This window comes from Stutzerimonas nosocomialis, assembly GCF_005876855.1.
GTDB lineage: Bacteria > Pseudomonadota > Gammaproteobacteria > Pseudomonadales > Pseudomonadaceae > Stutzerimonas > Stutzerimonas nosocomialis.
This window is the reverse complement of sequence record NZ_QLAE01000079.1, coordinates 1-1127: the sequence shown is the minus strand read 5'-3', so window position 1 is coordinate 1127 and position 1127 is coordinate 1. Positions and strand designations below refer to the sequence as shown.

At 61.8% G+C, this 1127-nt stretch carries 1 protein-coding gene; it reads right to left on the bottom strand.

Annotation, left to right across the window (positions count from 1 at the left end; translation table 11 throughout):
• Nucleotides 1-203 precede the first annotated feature (203 nt).
• A partial coding sequence (gene intI1, locus DN824_RS22390) for a class 1 integron integrase IntI1 (RefSeq protein ID WP_032441700.1) occupies nucleotides 204-1127 on the bottom strand: 924 nt, incomplete at its 5' end.

The window sequence follows — 1127 nt, the reverse complement described above, 5'->3', positions numbered from 1 at the left end:
GTGTCGTTTTCAGAAGACGGCTGCACTGAACGTCAGAAGCCGACTGCACTATAGCAGCGGAGGGGTTGGATCCATCAGGCAACGACGGGCTGCTGCCGGCCATCAGCGGACGCAGGGAGGACTTTCCGCAACCGGCCGTTCGATGCGGCACCGATGGCCTTCGCGCAGGGGTAGTGAATCCGCCAGGATTGACTTGCGCTGCCCTACCTCTCACTAGTGAGGGGCGGCAGCGCATCAAGCGGTGAGCGCACTCCGGCACCGCCAACTTTCAGCACATGCGTGTAAATCATCGTCGTAGAGACGTCGGAATGGCCGAGCAGATCCTGCACGGTTCGAATGTCGTAACCGCTGCGGAGCAAGGCCGTCGCGAACGAGTGGCGGAGGGTGTGCGGTGTGGCGGGCTTCGTGATGCCTGCTTGTTCTACGGCACGTTTGAAGGCGCGCTGAAAGGTCTGGTCATACATGTGATGGCGACGCACGACACCGCTCCGTGGATCGGTCGAATGCGTGTGCTGCGCAAAAACCCAGAACCACGGCCAGGAATGCCCGGCGCGCGGATACTTCCGCTCAAGGGCGTCGGGAAGCGCAACGCCGCTGCGGCCCTCGGCCTGGTCCTTCAGCCACCATGCCCGTGCACGCGACAGCTGCTCGCGCAGGCTGGGTGCCAAGCTCTCGGGTAACATCAAGGCCCGATCCTTGGAGCCCTTGCCCTCCCGCACGATGATCGTGCCGTGATCGAAATCCAGATCCTTGACCCGCAGTTGCAAACCCTCACTGATCCGCATGCCCGTTCCATACAGAAGCTGGGCGAACAAACGATGCTCGCCTTCCAGAAAACCGAGGATGCGAACCACTTCATCCGGGGTCAGCACCACCGGCAAGCGCCGCGACGGCCGAGGTCTTCCGATCTCCTGAAGCCAGGGCAGATCCGTGCACAGCACCTTGCCGTAGAAGAACAGCAAGGCCGCCAATGCCTGACGATGCGTGGAGACCGAAACCTTGCGCTCGTTCGCCAGCCAGGACAGAAATGCCTCGACTTCGCTGCTGCCCAAGGTTGCCGGGTGACGCACACCGTGGAAACGGATGAAGGCACGAACCCAGTGGACATAAGCCTGTTCGGTTCGTAA